Genomic DNA, 13,722 nt, shown 5'->3' with positions numbered 1-13,722 from the left:
TCTTCGTGCAACTGTCTCAGTCAAAGTACACTGTGCAACACAGTGCCGACAACAGATATCTGAACTGGCCATAACGGAGATTTCTACCAGAGTCGAGCCCTCTCGGAGCCGCAAATGAAGCTTTCGAGAGATTTCTCTTGCTGTTGTCTCAGACAACCATATACTGTGTTGCACAGCGTAGACAACGGCAAGGACGCCGTTGCAGAAGGAGTCGCCATGTCCAGCGAGTCGCCGACCCCCGTCCCGCCTCGATCCGCCTCCGTCACCGTGGAATTCCCCCGCCGCGCCAGCTGGGTCCAGCGCGCCGCGCATCCCGTTTCCTACGCCGTGCTGCGGCGGGGCATGAACGTGATCGTCGACCTGGCCTGGCGGGGCATCCCGGTGCGCGGGGTCCGCATCTTCCACCTCACCAACGCCCTCGATCCGCTGGCCGGATTCCTGGTGCCGATTCGCGGAACCAGCCTGCAGCCCATCGCGTTTCCGCGCTTCCGCGCCGAATGGGTCTGGCATCGAGGCACTTCCGACCCGACCCAAGTCGCTGACGCCGCGATCCTCTACTTCCACGGCGGCGGCCTGGTCTCCTGCGGGCTGAACACCCACCGCCGCATCGTGTCCCGCATCGCCCGCGACAGCGGCGTGCCGGTCTTCCAGGTCGACTACCGACAGCTACCCAAGGCGCACGTCACCGAGACCATCGAGGACTGCGTCGAGGCCTACGAACACCTGCTCGCCCAGGGCTTTCCGGCCGACCGGATCATCATGGCGGGTGACTCCGCCGGTGGCGGGCTGGCCTTCCGGACCGCGCTGGCGGCCCGCGACCGCGGGTTGCCGGTGCCCGCGGGCATCGTCGGCATCGCGCCTTGGGCGAACTATGACTCGACCCTGCGCTATGCCCACCCCAATGACCCGATCGACCCGATGCTCGGCGCCAAGGCCCTCGACACCCCGGCCCGGTTCGGCCTGCTACGCGACGGCGAGCTCGACCCTTCCTGGTCGGCGGTCAATCACGAATTCACCGGCCTGCCACCGGTATTGCTCCAGGTCGGCTCCACCGAGGTCCTCCTCGCCGACGCCTACCAACTGGCCGAGCGCTGCGCGGAGGCGGGAGTGCCGTGCCGAATGCAGATCTGGGACAAGGCCGTCCACGTCTTCCATGCCGGGGCGGACCTGCTGCCCGACGCCCGCCAGGCCATCGCCGTGATCGGAGAGTTCGTCCGGCAACGCCTCGCCGACACCGCCCCGGCCCGCCGCTCCAGCGCCGCCTGATCGTCCTTCGAAGGGAAAACCCATGGCCAAGAGGCCCTTTTATCCGGAGCTGGCCGTCGTCACCGGCGCAGGCAGCGGCATCGGCCGCGGCACCGCGAAGGCGTTCGCCGCCATCGGCACGAAAGTCGTTGTCGCCGATATCGATCGGGCGCACGCGGACGAGACCGTCGCGATCATCGAGGCGGCGGGCGGCGAGGCGGTCGCCTACACCGTCGACGTCTCCGACACGGCGGCGCTGGACGATTTCGGCGCACGGGTCCAGGCCGAGCAGGGCGTGCCCGACGCGGTGCTCAACAATGCCGGCATCTTCGTGGGCGGGCCGTTCCTCGACACCCCGGACGCCGATTTCCAACGCATCATCGACATCAACATGATGGCGATGATCCACGGCTGCCGGATCTTCGGCGCGCAGATGGTGGAACGCGGGCGCGGCGGGCAGCTCGCCAATGTCGCCTCGCTGGCAGCCTTCGGACCGGCCCGGTTCACCAGCGGTTACAGCATCGGCAAGTACGCGATCAAGCACTTCGGTGATTGCATCCGGGCCGAATTCGCGCACCACGACATCGGTGTCACGACCATCTGTCCGGGGCTGATCGCCACCAATCTGGCCGATACCGCCACCGTGTCGAGCATCGCCGACGAGCAGGTCGGGCTCGGCAAGGTCGCGACCCGGCGGCTGATGGCGAAGTTCGGGATGCATCCGGACAAGGCCGGGCAGATCGTGGTCGACGCCATGAGCCGGAACCTGCCGATCCGCCCGATCCGGCCGGAAGCGTATGCCTTTCAGGCCGTCGGCCGGGTCGCGCCGGGACTCTGGCGCGGCATCGCGCGGGTGGCCATGGGGCCGGAGCTGGAGGGGGTGGGCCGCGGCTTCCTGGCCCGGCCCGACAGCACCGAGCGGGTCGCCGCCATGGTCGGCCGCATCGGCGCCAAGGACGTCGGCAATCCGGCCGAAACCCCGGATGTCGCAGCGGTTCTGAGCGCCGGTTCGGCGCACGGAAAGGCACGATCATGAGAAATCTGCGTGCGGCCGTAGCCGTGGTGACGGGGGCGGGCAGCGGCATCGGTCGCGGCACCGCCAAGGCGCTCGCCGCCGAAGGGGCGAAAGTCGTGGTGGCCGATCTCGATACGGCCGGTGCGGAGCGGACCGTCGAGCTCATCCAAGCCGCGGGCGGCACGGCCGTCGCCTACCGGGTGGACGTGTCCGACACCGCGGCGCTGGAGCAGCTCGCCGACGATATCGAAGCCGTGCTCGGTCCGGTGAGCATTGTGGTCAACAATGCGGGCATCCTGGTCGGCGGGCCGATCCTGGATGTTCCGCTCACGGACTTCGAGCGCATCATGGCCGTCAACACCATGGCGATGATCCACGGCTGCCGCATCTTCGGCGGCCGGATGGTCGCGCGCGGGCAGGGCGGGCACCTGGTGAACATCGCCTCCATGGGGGCGTTCGCGCCCTACCGGCTCGGTACGCCGTACTGCGTTTCCAAGGCCGCGGTGAAGCACTTCAGCGATTGTGTCCGAGCCGAATTCGCACCGCACGGCATCGGTGTCACGGCGGTGTGCCCCGGGCTGATCGCCACCAATCTCGCCGAGACCGCGGAGATGGCGACCATGTCCGACGGCCAATCCGATGTCATCAAGGAGGCGGTGGCCCGGGCGATGGCCCTGGTCGCCATGGATCCGGACAAGGCGGGTCGCCTCATTGTGTCGGCGATCAAGAGGAACCAGGCGATCAAGCCCATTCGCGCCGAGGCGTGGCTTTCCTATGGGCTGTCACGGCTTTCGCCGACCGCGCACCGGGCGATCATGCGGGTGGCCACCGGTCCCGAGATCGAGCGGCTCGGACGCGGGCTGAGCGCTTCCGAGCGCAGTGGAGCGGTGCTGCGGGCGGTCCCCGCACGCCGCGGCCTCCGCAATGCCCCCACCCGCGCCGCTCACCGTTCACGGCCGAACCTGGCCCTCGTCACCGAACAGGAACACCCATGAGCACCTCGACGGCACTCGACACGCGGCGCGGGCTCAACCGCACCGTGGCCTCCTTCTTCTCGGTGGCCGCCCGCGCCTACGACCAGCGCACCCTGCAACGGGTGGTGTATCAGCCCCCGCAGGACGAGATGATCGAACTGCTGCGGCGCTACGGGTCCCGCAGGATCGTCGATATCGGTTGCGGCACCGGCATTCTCACTTCCCGCATTGCCGAGGAACTGGTTCCCGACGAGGTGTACGGGATCGATATGTCGCCCGGGATGCTGGCGCGGGCGCGGCAGCGCGGCCCGCTGGTGAACTGGCGCAACGAGCCCGCCGAGCAGCTGGGGCTGGCCGACGAGTCGGTGGACGCGATCGTCACCACCACGGCGTTCCATTTCTTCAATCAGCGTGCGGCGCTGGCGGAATTCCATCGGGTGCTGAGGCCCGGCGGGCTGCTGGCCATCGACGCGTTGAACCTGCGGGCCCGCTGGGCGACACCGGTGCAGCGGCTCACCGGGACCCGGCTCAGCCCGGCCGCGACACCGTCACCGCAGCAGATGGTGGATCTGATCACCATTGCCGGATTCGAACTGGTCGAGCAGCGCCCGATCCGGCGGCCCTGGTACAGCCGCCCCGTGCCCGACATCCTCACCGTCGCAGTCCGCCGCTGACCGCAATTCCATTACCTGTAAAGGATTTTCGATCATGACCACTCCGAAGCCCCGAGGCCGCGCGGCGAAGAAGCCCGCCGCGAAGGCCGAGCCCGACTTCCAGACCGCCGTCATCGGCGCGGGCCCGGGTGGGCTCGCCGCCGCAGTGAAGCTGAAGCAAGCCGGGCTGCGCGATTTCGTCGTCATCGAACGCGCCGACGATGTCGGCGGCAGTTGGCACGAGAACACCTATCCCGTTCTGGGCGTGGACATTCCGGCCATCGCGTACCAATACTCGTTCGCGCGCAAGGCCGACTGGAGCCGGATGTTCCCCTACGGCGCGGAGGTGAAGCAGTACCACCAGGACGTCGCGACCCGGTTCGGGCTGTACCCGCACATCAAGTTCAACACCACTGTGGTGCGCGAGGAGTGGGACGACACCCACAAGTATTGGAAGCTGATCACCGATTCCGGTGCGGTCATCACCGCGCGCTTCTTGATCAGCGCGGTCGGCGCGTTCGTGCGGCCCAAGGAAGAGGCGGGCATTCCCGGCCGCACCGACTACCGGGGCAAGTATCAGCGGCCATCGAGCTGGGACCACAGCTGGGATCACACCGGTAAGCGAGTCGCCATCATCGGCACCGGAGCCAGTGCGGTGCAGATCATTCCGGCCATCGCGCCGGAGGTCGAATCGCTGACGGTGTTCCAGCGCACGCCCGTCTGGTCGATCCCCAAGCCCGACTTCGTCATGCCGGAGTTCGGCAAGCGCGTCATGGCGGTGCCCGGATTGCAGGCCGCCGTGCACGCTCTCGCGCTGGTGTTCGTCGATCTCGCGCTGCGGCTGGCCGTGGGCGCGCCGGTGGAGCCGACCAAGAAGGTGATGACCCGGTTCGACGCCATCACCATCAAGGCATACGAGAAATACCTGCGGCTGATCGTCGACGACTCGGAGACCCGCAAGAAGCTCACTCCGAACTTCGGGGTGATTGCCAAGCGCCCCACCATGTCCAACGGCTACATCAAGGCCTACAACCGCGAGAACGTCACGCTGGTCACCGATCCGATCGAGACCATCACCGCCCAGGGCATCAAGACCCGCACCGACGGTGAGCGCGAATTCGACATGATCATCCTGGCCACCGGCTACGAGGTGTTCTCCGATCCGGAGACCTATCGACCCGGAACCATCGTGGGCAGCAACGGATTCGACCTCGGCAAGTTCTACAACGAGGAAGGCCTACAGGCCTACGAGAGCGTGTCGGTGCACGGTCTGCCCAACCGGTGGACCCTGGTCGGCCCGTACTCCTGGACCGGATCCGGCTGGCATGCTTTCGTCGAGATGACCGCCGATCATGCCGTGCGCGCCATCACCGAGGGACTGCGCCGGGGTGCGAAGGTCGTCGAGATCCGCAAGGACGCCCAGGATGCGTATCACCGCAAGGTCTACCAGCGCAACGAACCGGTGCGGTTCTACTTCAACGAACTCAACGGGCACGTGCCGACCTACTACCGGAACTCCCAGGGCGACAGCACGTATCTGCGCCCCTCGGGCTTCTACGAGGCGCAGCGCGGCAACCGGAAGTTCCCGCTGGACGACTACAGCTACGAGACGCCGCGAGCGGTGACCCCCGCAACCCCGCTGGCCGCCAACGCCTGAACACGACGAGCATCGGAGATCACCGTGACAGCCCGCCGGACGGGAATGGCGGTGGCGACCGCCCGCCCGGCGAGCGGTCGCGATGCCGTCGTGCACGACAGCACCTGGGACAATCGTGCGGTGTCAAAGCCGACAGTCGTGGATGCGATCACCGAGCAGCTGGCCTACCGCATCGCGGCGGGCATCTACCAGCCGGGCGAGTTGCTGCCCTCGGTTCGCCAACTGGCCACCGAGTTCGGGGCCAGCACCCCCAGCGCCAACAGTGCGCTGGGGCGGCTGGCGGCGCTCGGCTTCGCGGAAGTCCGCCGCGGCCTCGGCTATACGGTGCGCGACATCCGGGTGTTCGGCGGCATCGACACCTGGCGCTACCTCTTCCGTTTCGCGCACCGCGTGCCGGACCAGGCCGCCCGGTTGTTCTCCGACGTCATCGACATCGATCACATGCTCATCATGGATGCCCTGCGAACCTTCGCGGCCGACCCCCGGCGCTACGACCTCACCCAGACCACCCACGCCGCGGATCGCATGGAGTTGCTGATCGCCGACAAGAAGTCCTCGCTCAACGACATCATGGCCGCGGAACTGCACCTGCTGCGCTGCGCCTTCGCCGCCCTCGGCAAGCCCGGCGTGCTGAGCCTGTTCAACACCGTCGGCGAGATCCTGCTCTCCATTCCCGAAGCGGCCCAAGCCTTCTACGAGCCGCTCGAACCCGCCGGCCACGTGCTGATCGGCCGCAAACTGAAAGAGATCCGCGACCTGGACGCCGATTTCGAAACCCCCGACCTCTCGGTGGTCGACCTGGTGATGCGCGAATACCACAACCAGGTCATCGCCACCTTCCGCGACCTGATCACCGCCCGCGCCGCCGCCACCGCCTGAGCCGCACCCGCCCTCGGGAGCCGCTAGCCTTCGGATGCGATGCGGACCGGGGGCATCTCGCCGTCCACTCGGCGGTGCAAGGCATCGAGCGGGAGGGGGGCGCGGCTGACGGCCAGGACCTGGTTGCCGATGTAACCGGCGAAGACGTCGCCGTCCAGAAGTACACGCTGGGGGAAGACCGCGCGGATGTCCTCCAGGTGATGGCGGGTGCCAACCAGATTCAGCAGGTAGATGCCTTCGGGGCGGAGGACTCGGGCCGCCTGGGCGGTGAATTCGGGGCCGGTGATGCCCGCGGCGATGCGCAGGCCCTCGAAGGCGTCGGCTACCAGCAGGTCGGCGGACGCGTCGGGCAGCGTCGCGAGTTCGGTCAAGCCCTCGCCGATCCGCAGCTCGACGCCGGGCACCGAGCGCAGGCCCAGGCGCTCGTCGACGAATTCGGCCAGGGCCTCGTCGGCCTCGATGATCAGATGCCGGGAACCCGGCCGGACGGCGGAGAGGTAGCGGGGGAACGTGGCACCGCCGCCACCGACATGCACCACATCCAGGGGTACATCCGCCGGTTCCATCGAGTCGACGACATACCCCATGTACCGCAGGTATTCGAGCTCGAGATACGACGGATCATCCAAATCCACGTACGACTGCGCGATCCCGTCGACCGTCAACAACCACCCACCCGGTCGCTCCGGATCCGCCGACAACTCGGCATTCCCGAATCGCACCCGCCGCACCCCGGCCACCGGCTCGCTACCCATCCGTCCATGATCCCAGGACAGCTCCCGGGGCTTCCGGCGGTGTGGTGCTGGCAGGTTTTTGCCAATTGTCGGCCGGGACTTTCGTTGTTGTGGGTCGGGGGCGAATCTAGTTTTGCCGCATGGCTTTCAATGTTGCGGATCTGTTCGAGCATGCGGTGGATGCGGTGCCGGAGCGCACCGCGGTGATCTGTGAGGGGCGGCGGGTCACCTATCGGGAGCTCGATGCACGGGCCAACCAGCTGGCGCATTATCTGGCCGCGCGGGGAATCGGCCGCGGCGATCATGTCGGAGTCTTCTCGCGGAACTCGATCGAGGCGCTCGAGGCCATGATCGCCGCGTACAAACTGCGGCGGTGTCGGTGTCGGTGAACTATCGGTACGTGGCCGAGGTCGTCGCTGCCCCATGAACGTCACCCACTGCGGTCGGCGATGCCATGGCCAAGCCGCTGCTGGATGCCTACCGGGACAACGACTATGACGCCTCCTCGCTGTGGGCCTTCTGCAGTCATGCGGCGCTGTTCTCGCAGGGACTCGAGCAGCAGTATGTGGAGCTGTTCCCGAACCTGTTCATCACCGACGTGATCGGGTCCTCGGAGAGCGGCAGCACTGGACTCGCGGTGGTGGGCAAGGATTCCGACCATTCACAGGGCCCGCGGGTGAACTACAGCGCGCAGGCGGCGCTCATCGATGATCACGGAAAGCTGGTGGAGCCCACGCCCGGTGCGGTCGGGCGGATGGCGCGGCGCGGGCATGTGCCGTTGGGCTACTACAAGGATCCGGTGAAGTCCGCGAGCATCTTCGTCGAGATCGACGGGGTGCGGTACGTGGTGCCGGGCGACTACGCGCGGTATGAGGAGGACGGCACCGTGACCCTGCTCGGACGCGGCTCCGAATGCATCAACACCGGCGGTGAGAAGGTGTTCCCGGAGGAGGTCGAGGGGGCGCTCAAGTCGCATCCGAAGGTGTTCGACGCCTTGGTGATCGGCGTCGCGCACGAGCGATTCGGCAACTCGGTCGCGGCTCTCGTGCAACCCCGCGAGCACACCGAACTCGACCTGGCCGATCTCGACGCGCACGTGCGCACCAAGGTCGCGGGTTACAAAGCGCCGCGCGGCTATTGGATCGTCGACCAGATGATGCGCCAGCCCAGCGGTAAAGCCAACTATCCGGCGGCCAAGAAGCACGCGGCCGAGCATCCCGAGCTGGTCCGCTCACCGCGCTGAAGAATCCTTCAACAGGCCGAGTTCCGCTGCACGCGAGCCCAATTGGAACCGGGTCGAGACGTTCAACCGCACCATGAGATCGGCGATGCAGCGCCGGTAGGTGCGGGTCGAGACCGAAAGATGGCGGGCCGCAACCTCATCGGTCGGCCCCTCGTTGAGCAGCCGTAACACCTCGACGGCCAGACTGTCGAACTCTCGCCGGCGCAGGGCGACGTAATCGCGCAGTGGCAGCGCGGTCGCCCAGGTCTGGGTGACGAACTGGTAGATGGCCCCCATCAGGGTGTAGTCACTGGCGAAGTACGCGCGCGGCCGCCCCTCGACCGTGGTCCACAGCACGGCCAAGCGGCGGTCGATCACCATGGTGTTGTGAAATTCGGCCTCGGCGACCCGGATTCGATCACCCAGCGCGCGGTTGTGCAGCAGTGACTCGAGGCCATAGTCGTCGACGTAGCGAGCCGACATCAGCACCTGCACCTGCTTGCCGTCCTCGATGAGCGCGCTGATCAGCTGCTCCCCCGCCGGATACCGCGAGCGCGAGTGAATCGGACCGGAGATCGCCAGCACCACTCCCTCGCGCACCTCGCGCAGCCGCTGCTCCAGGGTTGCACCCCAGTTCTGCTCGGGCGTCACGCGCGTCGCCTGCCGGCCACCGTCGGTGCCGCCGAGTTGTTCCAGCGCCGAATCCAGCAATTCCCGTGACCGAACCAGCAACTCCGCGATCTCGGTGACCATCGCGCCCCTCCACCAGAAAATAGAACAGATTCTACTTTTGCGCCGGGCCCGCGAGCGTGGACCGCGAGAATCTCGAACCGGCCGTCCGGTCGCGGGGCTACAGTGGCGGAAAGAGATCCCGAGGGCACCGATGAGCACCGCAGCGCAGCACAATCCATGGGTGGCCGTGCGGCCGGGCGAGGATGTCGCACGGCTGGCCAAGCGCGTGTCCTCGGCGCATCGGTCCTTCCTCGACAGCGCCGGGGAGGGTTTCGGCTGGCCGGTGCGATCGGTGGTGCTGGATTCCTGGCGGCGCAGCCGCGGCAGCGGCATCGATCCGGACGGGTGCGATCCGGCCGTCGAACTCGATACCCGTGAGCTGCGCAGTTATCGTGCGGCGCAACCGATCTCGCTGATCCGTCCGGTGGTGCGGAAACTCCTCGTCGAGGATGCCGCCGACGCCGGGCTGGTGGTCGCGATCAGCGACGCGGCCGGGCGGCTGCTGTGGGTCGAGGGCGATCCACAGGTCAAGGCCCGCGCGGACCGGATCGGCTTCACCGAGGGCACGAACTGGAGCGAGGACCGGGTCGGCACCAATGCCCCGGGCACCGCGCTCGCCCTCGATCACCCGGTACAGATCTTCGCGGCCGAGCATTTCAGCCGCGTCGTGCACGAGTGGAGTTGTTCGGCTGCGCCCGTGCATGATCCGGGCAGCGGGCAGATCATCGGCGCGATCGACATCACCGGCGGACCCAGCGTCGCCGCGCCCGAGGCGCTGACGCTCATCCGAGCCACGGTCAGTGCCGCCGAGGCCGAACTCCGGCTGCACCTGCTGAACCCGGCCGTGCCGCACCCCGGCGAGCCGATCCGGCTCGAGGCGCTGGGCGCGCGCCGCCCCGTCCTGATCCGGGACGGCGAGCGAATTCCCCTGTCGCAGCGGCACGCCGAGATCCTCGTGCTGTTGCGCGAATACCCGGACGGGTTGAGCGCGGACCATCTCGCCCTGCTGCTCGACGAGGCCGAACTCGATCCGGTGACGGTGCGCGCCGAACTGTCGCGGCTGCGGAAACTCCTGGGCGCGAACACCATCGGCTCACGCCCGTACCGACTGCTGGCCGACCTCGACACCGACGCGGCCGACGTGGTGGGCGCGCTCGACCGCGGCGACCTGCGTGCCGCGCTGCGCGCGTACCCCGGCGCGCTGCTGCCACGTTCGACCGCGCCGGGGATCACCGAACTGCGTGCCGAGGTGCGCGGCCGCCTGCGTGCCACACTGCTGCGGTCTCGCGACTGGCGACTGCTGTCGCGCTGGACGGGCTCCCCCGACGGGCGTGACGACACCGCCGCCTGGACCGCCTACCTCAACGCAGTCGACACCGGTTCGGCACTGTATGCCCAAGTGCGGGAACAGATTCGGCTCCACAATCAACGACTGGGCATCTGACCAGTTTCTTGCAACCGTGCTGCAACAGGCGCGCTCGTAGTGTCGTGGATCACACCAGCCGCATATCCGCCGTCACGAGGAGCTCCCGTGCCCGTCTTCGCCCGCCCCGGCACCCCGGATGCCGTCATGTCCTACCGATCCCGCTATGAGAACTGGATCGGCGGCCAGTGGGTCGCACCCGTCAAGGGGCAGTACTTCGAGAACCCCACCCCGGTCACCGGGCAGACCTTCTGCGAAATCGCCCGCGGCACCGCCGAAGACATCGAACTGGCCCTCGACGCGGCGCACGCCGCCGCACCGGCCTGGGGCAAGACCGCGGTCGCCGAGCGCGCGAACATCCTCAACAAGGTCGCCGACCGGATCGAACAGAACCTCGAGGCCCTCGCGCTCGCCGAGACCTGGGACAACGGCAAACCGATCCGCGAATCGCTCGCCGCCGACATCCCGTTGGCCGTCGACCACCTGCGCTACTTCGCGGGAGCCGTGCGCGCACAGGAGGGTTCGCTCTCGGAGATCGACGCCGACACCGTCGCCTACCACTTCCACGAGCCGCTCGGCGTGGTCGGGCAGATCATTCCATGGAACTTCCCCATCCTGATGGCCATCTGGAAGCTGGCCCCCGCGCTGGCGGCCGGAAACGCGGTGGTGCTCAAGCCCGCCGAGCAGACGCCCGCCTCCATCCTGTTCCTGATGGAGTTGATCGCGGACCTGCTGCCGCCCGGCGTCGTCAATATCGTCAACGGCTTCGGCGTCGAAGCGGGCAAGCCGCTGGCCTCCAGCCCGCGCATCCGCAAGATCGCCTTCACCGGTGAGACCACCACCGGGCGGCTGATCATGCAGTACGCCTCGCAGAACCTGATCCCGGTCACCCTGGAACTCGGCGGCAAGAGCCCCAATATCTTCTTCTCCGATGTCCTTGCGGCCGAGGACGGTTTCACCGACAAGGCCCTGGAAGGCTTCACCATGTTCGCGCTCAACCAGGGCGAGGTCTGCACCTGCCCGTCGCGCGCGCTCATCCAGGCCGACATCTACGACGAATTCCTCGCCCGCGCGGTGGCCCGCACCGAGCTGGTGCGCCAGGGCAATCCGCTCGACACCGACACCATGATCGGCGCGCAGGCCAGCAACGACCAGTTCGAGAAGATCCTGTCCTACCTCGAGATCGGCAAGGGCGAGGGCGCGAAGCTGCTCACCGGCGGCGAGCCCGTGGACCTCGGCGGCGACCTGTCCGGCGGCTACTACGTGGCGCCGACCATCTTCACCGGCGACAACTCCATGCGCATCTTCCAGGAGGAGATCTTCGGCCCGGTGGTCTCGGTGACCTCGTTCGACGACTACGCCGACGCCATCAAGATCGCCAACGACACCCTCTACGGGCTCGGCGCGGGCGTCTGGTCGCGCGACGGCGAAACCGCCTATCGCGCAGGCCGTGACATCCAGGCCGGGCGGGTCTGGACCAACACCTACCACCAGTACCCCGCGCACGCGGCGTTCGGCGGTTACAAGCAGTCCGGCATCGGCCGCGAGAACCACCGCATGATGCTCGACCACTACCAGCAGACCAAGAACCTGCTGGTCGGCTACGCCCAGAAGGCCCAGGGCTTCTTCTGATGTCGCCCACGCCCGCTGTCCCGCGGCGCGTGCGCATCACCGCGGAGGCGATGGACCTGCTCCGTCGCCTCCGCGCCACGCACGGCCCGCTGCTGCTGCACCAGTCCGGCGGCTGTTGCGACGGCTCCGCCCCGATGTGTTACCCGGCAGGCGATTTCATCATCGGCGACCGCGACATCCTGCTCGGCGTCCTCGACCTGCGACTGACCCCGGGCGAATTCGCCACCACCGCCCCGACCCCCGACGACCAGGTCCCCGTCTGGATCTCCGGCCCGCAGTTCACGGCCTGGCGGCACACCCAACTCGTCCTGGACGCCGTCCCCGGCCGCGGCTCCGGCTTCAGCCTCGAGGCCCCCGAGGGTCTGCGCTTCCTCAGCAGGGCACGGGTTTTCGATCCAGTCGAACAGTCCCGTCTCGAAAGCGCGACACCCCTCACCGGCGCCGAATGGCACCCGGACCTACCCCTCGCCGACACTTTCGCCGAACCCCAAACCGTCACGCATGCCGTCGACGCCTGCCCGGTACCCACGCGACGGCAGCCGCCGGGCTGATCACGCCACCGGCAGCTGGGTCAGGTCTGCGGCGTGGCCCGGTCCGTCCAGAATCGCCAGTCGGACCGCGGCCAGCACCACCGAGCGATGCGGCAGGCACAGGCTGCCGGGTTCGGGTTCGCTGACCCAGCGCCAGCCGGGCGCGCGATCGGTGGTCGGCAACATGATCCGACCGCCGCGCTCCGGCACGGTCACGTCGTGTGCGCGCAGGAAGGTGCGAAGCCGCTGGGGCACCGGGTGATACGGCAGGGGCGGGGCGAGCAGGAAGGTCCAGCAGCGGTTGCGCGGGTCGGCGATGACCGGGGTGGACGGTACCCAGGACAGGCGGGTGCGCACCTGCGCGCCCAGCGCTTGCGGTAGCTGCAGCGCCTCGATCGCGGCGCCGACGGTGACCAGGGGGCGATCGGCGTACATCTCCACCGGCAGGCCGTAGCGCGACCGCAGCACATGGGCCGATTCGTGAGGGGAACAACAGGATTCGTACATCGGAACCTCCGGGCACGCGGCGTGGGGCGCACCCGGCGCCGGAGGTGTCCGCGGATCCCGTGGCCGACGCGAGGCATGAACGGAGGTGACGCGTCGAAGGCGGACACCGGGCGAAGGGAGGCTCGTCGTCCGGCACCGGGTGCGACAACAGTCTCGCCCACCGACCGTGCCACGCCGGTGACACCCGGATGGCATTCGGATGACCGGCTGTAAAGGTGTTTCCCCCGACGGCGCACCGATAGCGGTGAGGAGGCTCACCGACGAAAGTTACTGCCGCGTAGACACTTTCACTATACCAATCGGTCTGATTGCTCCGCCCCCGCTTCCCTCCGGCCGCCGAGCGCGCCCGACGCGGGCCGCGACTCGCCGCCGGTTCGGTCACGGTTGCCTGTGAGTTGCCTTAGGCGACGCTCGAAGCGGGGTATCACCACAGGAAGATCGGCACAATTGCAAGACCCGGGCAAGCAGGCATCCCTTGCCCGACATGGTTTTTCCAGCGAGAACACCAGACTGGAGGGG

Annotated in this window: 12 protein-coding genes and 1 pseudogene; 10 read left to right on the top strand and 3 right to left on the bottom strand. The window is 67.9% G+C overall.

Going from position 1 to position 13,722, the window contains the following annotated elements:
* Positions 1–216 precede the first annotated feature (216 nt).
* Genes ACYVN4_RS28080 through ACYVN4_RS28055 form a run of 6 tightly spaced genes read left to right on the top strand, consistent with a single transcriptional unit; the run spans position 217 to position 6,423 of the window.
* On the top strand, positions 217–1,266 hold the full coding sequence (locus tag ACYVN4_RS28080) for an alpha/beta hydrolase (RefSeq protein ID WP_460725017.1): 1,050 nt from the start codon (positions 217–219) through the stop codon (positions 1,264–1,266).
* Between the two features lie 22 nt (positions 1,267–1,288).
* A complete protein-coding gene (locus tag ACYVN4_RS28075; protein ID WP_460725016.1) occupies positions 1,289–2,281 on the top strand; it encodes an SDR family NAD(P)-dependent oxidoreductase in 993 nt (330 codons plus the stop codon).
* On the top strand, positions 2,278–3,255 hold the full coding sequence (locus ACYVN4_RS28070) for an SDR family NAD(P)-dependent oxidoreductase (RefSeq protein ID WP_460725015.1): 978 nt from the start codon (positions 2,278–2,280) through the stop codon (positions 3,253–3,255). The genes ACYVN4_RS28075 and ACYVN4_RS28070 overlap by 4 nt, the downstream gene beginning before the upstream one ends.
* Positions 3,252–3,908 (top strand): class I SAM-dependent methyltransferase, encoded by a 657-nt coding sequence (locus ACYVN4_RS28065; protein ID WP_460725014.1) that lies wholly within the window; start codon positions 3,252–3,254, stop codon positions 3,906–3,908. Before ACYVN4_RS28070 ends, ACYVN4_RS28065 begins: the two co-directional genes overlap by 4 nt.
* A 34-nt stretch (positions 3,909–3,942) precedes the next feature.
* On the top strand, positions 3,943–5,544 hold the full coding sequence (locus ACYVN4_RS28060) for a flavin-containing monooxygenase (RefSeq protein ID WP_460725013.1): 1,602 nt from the start codon (positions 3,943–3,945) through the stop codon (positions 5,542–5,544).
* A 24-nt stretch (positions 5,545–5,568) separates the two neighbouring features.
* Entirely contained in the window at positions 5,569–6,423 is an 855-nt protein-coding gene (locus tag ACYVN4_RS28055; protein WP_460725012.1) for a winged helix-turn-helix domain-containing protein, read from the top strand.
* Positions 6,424–6,446: 23 nt separating this feature from the next.
* Here ACYVN4_RS28055 and ACYVN4_RS28050 read toward each other — a convergent pair whose 3' ends face one another.
* The gene (locus tag ACYVN4_RS28050; protein WP_460725011.1) at positions 6,447–7,178 is read right to left on the bottom strand and encodes a spermidine synthase; all 732 of its coding nucleotides are present in this window, start codon (positions 7,176–7,178) and stop codon (positions 6,447–6,449) included.
* Positions 7,179–7,297: 119 nt separating this feature from the next.
* Between ACYVN4_RS28050 and ACYVN4_RS28045 the strand changes: the two are divergent.
* A pseudogene (locus tag ACYVN4_RS28045) lies at positions 7,298–8,400 on the top strand (AMP-binding protein).
* Here ACYVN4_RS28045 and ACYVN4_RS28040 read toward each other — a convergent pair.
* Complete coding sequence (locus ACYVN4_RS28040; protein ID WP_460725010.1) at positions 8,389–9,132, bottom strand: helix-turn-helix transcriptional regulator; 744 nt, start codon at positions 9,130–9,132, stop codon at positions 8,389–8,391. The pseudogene ACYVN4_RS28045 and the gene ACYVN4_RS28040 overlap by 12 nt on opposite strands.
* 130 nt (positions 9,133–9,262) lie before the next feature.
* Here ACYVN4_RS28040 and ACYVN4_RS28035 point away from each other — a divergent pair, with 130 nt between their 5' ends.
* The 3 genes from ACYVN4_RS28035 (at position 9,263) to ACYVN4_RS28025 (ending at position 12,717) form a co-directional block, all read left to right on the top strand.
* The gene (locus ACYVN4_RS28035; RefSeq protein ID WP_460725009.1) at positions 9,263–10,555 is read left to right on the top strand and encodes a transcriptional regulator; all 1,293 of its coding nucleotides are present in this window, start codon (positions 9,263–9,265) and stop codon (positions 10,553–10,555) included.
* 87 nt (positions 10,556–10,642) lie between these two features.
* Positions 10,643–12,166, top strand: coding sequence for an aldehyde dehydrogenase (adh, locus tag ACYVN4_RS28030; protein ID WP_460725008.1), 1,524 nt, complete (start codon positions 10,643–10,645; stop codon positions 12,164–12,166).
* On the top strand, positions 12,166–12,717 hold the full coding sequence (locus tag ACYVN4_RS28025; RefSeq protein ID WP_460725007.1) for a DUF779 domain-containing protein: 552 nt from the start codon (positions 12,166–12,168) through the stop codon (positions 12,715–12,717). The genes adh and ACYVN4_RS28025 overlap by 1 nt, the downstream gene beginning before the upstream one ends.
* Here the strand turns inward: ACYVN4_RS28025 and ACYVN4_RS28020 are convergent, their stop codons facing one another.
* Positions 12,718–13,203 carry a hypothetical protein gene (locus ACYVN4_RS28020; protein WP_460725006.1) on the bottom strand — a complete coding sequence of 162 codons (486 nt, stop codon included), beginning with the start codon at positions 13,201–13,203 and terminating at the stop codon, positions 12,718–12,720.
* Positions 13,204–13,722: the final 519 nt, after the last annotated feature.

This window comes from Nocardia heshunensis, assembly GCF_054782115.1.
The sequence above is the reverse complement of the archived record's forward strand: the minus strand, read 5'-3'. Positions and strand labels throughout refer to the sequence as shown.